The organism is Gallintestinimicrobium propionicum (assembly GCF_025567525.1).
Classification (GTDB): domain Bacteria; phylum Bacillota; class Clostridia; order Lachnospirales; family Lachnospiraceae; genus Gallintestinimicrobium; species Gallintestinimicrobium propionicum.
Genome location: NZ_JAOQJY010000043.1, coordinates 1 through 4,867, shown reverse-complemented (window position 1 = coordinate 4,867; position 4,867 = coordinate 1). Strand labels below are relative to the sequence as shown.

Genomic DNA, 4,867 nt, shown 5'->3' with positions numbered 1-4,867 from the left:
CGCAGAGAGAGCCAATGAAAGGAGTACAATCAGCATGAATATCACTTACACACAGAACGGCGATTATCTTATCCCGAACATCATTATCCGCAAGACCAAGCCCCTCGGGCACTACGGCAGACTCCGCAAAGCGTATCTGGAAATGCACCGCCCGATACTGTTCAATGAGCTGGTGCTATCCGACAAGCTCTTTGAGCATTGCGCCGAGATTGACGAAGCGGCACAAAACCGAATGGAGCTGATCGTGCCGCAACTGGCAAAGCAGTACGGCGTGACCGAAAGGCTGAAAGCCGAAAACCAAATGGAATGGGTGCGGCAGATGAACGCTTGCAAGGCACAGGCAGAGGAAGTTGTGAAAGCGGAATTGATTTATGATTGAGCGAGGAAGTCCGGGCAGAAAACTGTTCGGACTTTTCTCATATCTCACAAAAGTTGAGGTAGAATTGTTCACAAGTTTTATGGTATAATTTGAACACGAAAATTGAGCAACAAATCGGGATTTAATATTCAGGAAGCTGGATGAAAGAAAGGTCTGTAAGACTTGCGGATGCTTCGGTTATCGGCCTCAATAATCATCTTATAAAAACTAAGGAGGATTAAATGATGGAGATTTTTGATAAGTTTAAAGAGAAAAAGGAAGTAAAAAGACCAAACTTGATTGTCTTTGAAAAAGAAAATGTTGATAATGATTATGCGAATTTTGAATTGAAAATAAAGCCCCGAATCTCTATTGAGGAGGATTTTCCACAAGAAGCATATCAACTCCTTGCAGGAAGGCATAAGGAAATACTGGGGTTAATTGAAGAAATCATTTTTAGAAATTATCTCGATGAAACCAGTGAAAACCTCTCCTCGGAGATTGACAGTTTTCCCGACATCCGTTATTTTACGGGGAATTATTATGTTGTATATGAAAGGTACGGTTTCACTTACTGGGATCATAAGCACCGTCCTTACCATATCAAAAATGGACAATATAGAAGTGTATGGTATAAAGGGAATGAACGACAAGAAAACTATCTCCCCTTGGATAGCGATGAAATCACAAAGTATTACAATATTTTTATTCAGGTTGGGTTGACTGGAATTGAAAGCGGACAGGAAGAAGATTATATGAGCCTTGACCTGGTTGCGGAAATTGCCTCGCTGGATGATAAGATTGAGTTTGAAGTTTTGTCCCATGGTGTAATGTAAACAGAATGATTGATAGTTTTATCTTATGCAAATAGACTAAAAACAAATTCAATTTTGTCGAGAAGTTAAGCCGGAGCAAATCCCTTTAGGAACTAAAGGGCGCACTTCTATACTCTCCTATCGGGAGTATCGTGCGTCCTGCGGAGCTTCATTCTCCGTCAGCAGAAGAAAACTGCTTGACCGAGAATGTTGCGTCACTTCGTTCCGTCAAGGTGGCTACACCCCCTTGCGCCGCTAAAGCGGCTATCCCTTGTGGACTTGCCGTCCGCAAACAGCATAAAATGCTGTTCGCCGCCAGCAAGTTTGAAGGCGAATAAAATGAATTTTATGGAACAAGCAAATCAGAATTTGTAAAGGAGATATACAACATGAAGAAAGTCTGCTTAGCGGTTTTGCCAGCTTTAACAATAGTGTTAGAATTATTACCCTTGGGAGCAGTTTGTATTTTTGCAACATCTCCAACAGAAAGAGTAAAAGAAACATTCTCATACTTTAGCCTTACACCGTTTGGCTATGCAAATTTTGCTCCACTTATTACAGCCACACTTACTGTTGCCATCTTCTTACTTTCATTGTTTTCATTGAAGAAGAAAGGTGTTCTCAAAGCATTGTTTGTCCTTTCCATTATTACGGTAGTTATTTCTCTTTTGCCATTGATGTATGGCTTAAACTACTATACCCTTGTAGGAGCCTTTATAACAGTAACACTTGTAATAGAAAGTATTTTGGCTAAGATACAACAAAAGTAAAGCGATAACTTCCAGTTTGTCTAACTGAACACAAAAACCGAATACCGAAAATCAGACCGTTGACTGGTCGCACTATGCGAAAAGTTGACGGTCTTTTTTTATCCGCAAAATCAAAAAAGGAGGTCAATTACAATGACAAAACCGAAAACCCTTGAACAGCTTCGAGCCGAAAAGGAACGAGCCGAGACGCAGCTTGCACAGGAACAGCACAAACTGGAGCGTCTGGAGAACAGAAAGAAGTATCTGGAGAAAGGCGAACGCACCAAGCGCACCCACCGCCTTTGCAATCTGGGCGGAACGATTGAGAGCCTTGCCCCGGAGGTCAAAGATCTCACACGCACCGAAATGACAGAGCTGATGGAACACATCTTTTCTCTGTCCGAAGTCCAGCGAGCCGTCCGTCACATGGCGATTACCCACATCAGCCAAGCAAACAGAGAAAAGGAGTTGAAAGCCGATGGCACTATTTCATCTGAGCGTCACGCAGACTAAGCGAAGCGCAGGACAGTCCGCTATTGCTTCTGCCGCCTACCGTGCCGGGGAGCGATTGTATAGCGAGTATTACGGCGAATACAGCGACTACACCAGAAAGGGCGGCGTGATCTGCTCCAACATTCTCCTGCCGTCCCATGCACCGCCCGAATACGCAGACCGCCAGACCCTATGGAACGCCGTGGAAAAAGCCGAGCGTGGAAAGAACGCCCAGCTTGCATACAGCTTTGACATTGCCTTGCAGAATGAATTTTCCCTTGAGGAAAACATCGCTCTTGCAAGGCAATTTTTGTTGGAGAACTTTGTGAGCCGGGGCATGGTGGTTGACTTCGCCGTACACCAGCCAGACCGGGAGGACGGCGGCATACCAAACCCGCATTTTCATGTGCTTTGCCCCATCCGCCCCATCGAGCAGAACGGCAAATGGGGACTAAAGCAACGCCGGGTGTACGAACTGGACGAGGACGGCAACCGTATCCGAGACCAGAACGGAGAGTTTGTTTTCAACGCCGTTCCCACTACCGACTGGGGCAGTCCCGAAACGCTGGAACATTGGCGTGAAGCATGGGCGGAGATGTGCAATGCCAAGTTTGCGGAAAAGGGGCTTGACGTTCGTATCGACCACCGAAGCTATGAGCGTCAGGGCGTGGAGCTTCTTCCCACCGTCCACGAGGGCGCAACCGTCCGGGCAATGGAGAAGAAAGGCATACGCACCGAGAAAGGCGAGTTCAACCGCTGGATCAAGGCAACCAATGCCGTTATCCGGGACATTAAGAAGAAAATCGCTCTCCTGTTTGATTGGATTGCCGAAGCAAAAGCGGAGCTTGCCAAGCCGCAGGCACCAAACCTTGTTTCTCTGCTGAACGCCTATTACACCAGCCGCAGAGCCGGGGCTTATTCGCAGAAAGGCAAGGTCAGCAACCTAAAGGAGATGAACGAAACTTTCAATTATCTCCGGGCAAACGGCATTTATTCCCTTGAAGATTTGGAACACCGTGTCAGCGAACACAGTGCTGCCACAGAGAGCTTGAAGAAAACGCTGGACGAACAGACCGCCCGAATGAAAGCAATTAAGCAGCTCTATGACAGCTCCGCTGCTTTCCAGAGCTTGAAGCCTGTCTATGACGGCTTGCAGAAAATCAAGTTTGAGAAGCCCAGAGCCAAGTACAAGGCAGAGCATGAAGCGGAACTGAAACAGTTCTACGCCGCCAGACGAAAGCTGACCGGGGAGTTCCCAGACGGCAAGGTGGATATGAAAAAGCTGTCCGATGAGTATGACGAGCTGGAACAGGCGCACAACACCACCTATGGCGAGTTTAAGACCGTCAGAGACGATTTACACCGTCTTTGGAAGGTCAAGTCATGTGTAGATACTGCCGCCCGATTTAACGAGCGTACAGAAGAACAAATGCTCCAAAATCGACCCCAAACACGACACAAAAAGGAGGAACTATCCCGATGAATTATACCCAAGCACAGATTGACCGGGCAAACGCCGTCAGTCTGGAAGATTTTCTCCGTACACAGGGAGAGACGCTTATCAAAAGCGGACGAGAATACCGCTGGAAAGAACATGACAGCCTGACCATTCGTGGAAACAAATGGTTTCGCCACAGCCAGAGCAAGGGCGGCTATCCCATTGATTTTGTCATGGAGTTTTACGGAAAATCCTTTCCCGAAGCCGTCCAGCTCCTGACCGGCGAAAGCGGCGAGGGGCAGACCGAAGCCACCACAGCACCGCCCACAGCGTTCCACTTGCCCTTGCACAACAGAACAGCCGACAGAGCAATTCAATATCTTTGCGAAAGCCGAGGTCTCAACAAAACGCTTGTTGAGGCTTTTCTTCTTTCCGGGGATATTTACGAGGACGCAAAGCGGCACAATGTTGTGTTTGTCGGCAGAGACCGAAACGGCACACCGAGATACGCCCATGTGCGAGGAACGGCAGACCCATTCAGACAGGATATTACCGGGTCTGACAAGTCCTATCCGTTCCGATATGAGGGCAACAGCAACCAGCTCTTTGTCTTTGAAGCTCCGATAGACCTTTTGTCCTTTATCTGCCTTTATCCGCAGGATTGGCAGACAAGGAGCTATCTTGCCCTGGGCGGCGTTTCTGGCAAAGCCCTTGACCGTTTTCTTTCTGAACGCAAGGACACCCGAAAAGTGTTCCTCTGCCTTGACAGCGACGCCGCTGGAAATGAAGCCTGCACACGACTGGCACAGTCCATTCCCGGTGAGATTGCCGTCATTCGCCTTGTCCCGGCAAGGAAAGATTGGAACGATGTTCTCCGCCAGCAAGGGGACATTCCCAGCCGCAAATTCATAGCCGAGACAATCACGCTGCGAGAGCTGCCCACCGCCCAGCCTGTTCCCATGCTCCGCATGGCAGATGTGGAGCTGACGAGCGTGGATTGGCTATGGTTTCCCTA

General features: G+C 47.9%; 6 protein-coding genes. All 6 read left to right on the top strand.

What is annotated here, in order from left to right; all coding sequences use genetic code 11:
- The first annotated feature begins 34 nt into the window (after nucleotides 1–34).
- Nucleotides 35–379 (top strand): TnpV protein, encoded by a 345-nt coding sequence (locus OCV62_RS17905; protein WP_262588350.1) that lies wholly within the window; start codon nucleotides 35–37, stop codon nucleotides 377–379.
- 221 nt (nucleotides 380–600) lie between these two features.
- On the top strand, nucleotides 601–1,194 hold the full coding sequence (locus tag OCV62_RS17900; RefSeq protein ID WP_208320075.1) for a hypothetical protein: 594 nt from the start codon (nucleotides 601–603) through the stop codon (nucleotides 1,192–1,194).
- 368 nt (nucleotides 1,195–1,562) lie between these two features.
- On the top strand, nucleotides 1,563–1,943 hold the full coding sequence (locus tag OCV62_RS17895; RefSeq protein ID WP_117998218.1) for a hypothetical protein: 381 nt from the start codon (nucleotides 1,563–1,565) through the stop codon (nucleotides 1,941–1,943).
- 132 nt (nucleotides 1,944–2,075) lie between these two features.
- Nucleotides 2,076–2,435: a DUF3847 domain-containing protein gene (locus OCV62_RS17890; protein WP_097773907.1), complete on the top strand. Its 360-nt coding sequence runs from the start codon at nucleotides 2,076–2,078 to the stop codon at nucleotides 2,433–2,435.
- Nucleotides 2,401–3,897 (top strand): MobQ family relaxase, encoded by a 1,497-nt coding sequence (mobQ, locus tag OCV62_RS17885; RefSeq protein ID WP_262588345.1) that lies wholly within the window; start codon nucleotides 2,401–2,403, stop codon nucleotides 3,895–3,897. Before OCV62_RS17890 ends, mobQ begins: the two co-directional genes overlap by 35 nt.
- The coding region (locus tag OCV62_RS17880; protein ID WP_262588343.1) for a DUF3991 and toprim domain-containing protein at nucleotides 3,894–4,867 on the top strand (974 nt) is incomplete at its 3' end. The genes mobQ and OCV62_RS17880, both read left to right, overlap by 4 nt.